Here is a 573-nt window from a genome sequence, read left to right as displayed (position 1 = left end):
ATGTATTTCTGCAATTTCGTCAACTGGATAAAGTGGTTTTGTCCTTTTAAAATTACGGTTTTCAAAGGTTTGCCTAATAGGTTGGCCGCTAATTGGACGGTTTTATCCAAGAACTGGTGCTGTAAGATCACTGTTGAGGTTGAAATGACCACTTGAGTTTGCCCGTTATTTACCCCAGACTTAGCCCCAGTTTGTTGACTAGCCGTATCATCAGCTGATAAGGCCGATACCACGTAGGCCAAGGATTTTCCAACGCCTGCATTGGCCGTTAGAAAGGCGTATTTAGGTGTTTTATTCGTGTCTGTAGAAGTGGTCGCTTCCTCATGGAAAAATGGTGCTACATCTTTGACCATGGCCTTTTGAAGGGGCGCTAAACTTACCCCGTGATTGGCTTCAATCACCTTTAAATCACCCGCTTGTAAATAGCTAGCTTCTTTTGCCCCAAAGCCAGCAGGAAAGATATGAAAATTGGCTAATTTTGGATTCAAGACAAATGGCGCGATGTATTCGTAAGGACGTTTGGCTCCCTTGTGATCTTTAAACCATAAGGCCATGTAGTCGCCGGTTTGCCCA

The 573-nt window shown here is 44.0% G+C and carries 1 pseudogene; it reads right to left on the bottom strand.

The features are described 5' to 3' along the window. A pseudogene (locus ACRCJ0_RS18750) lies at positions 1 to 573 on the bottom strand (exonuclease domain-containing protein); the annotation flags it as partial.

The organism is Aerococcus sp. L_32 (assembly GCF_050689315.1).
The sequence above is the reverse complement of the archived record's forward strand: the minus strand, read 5'-3'. Positions and strand labels throughout refer to the sequence as shown.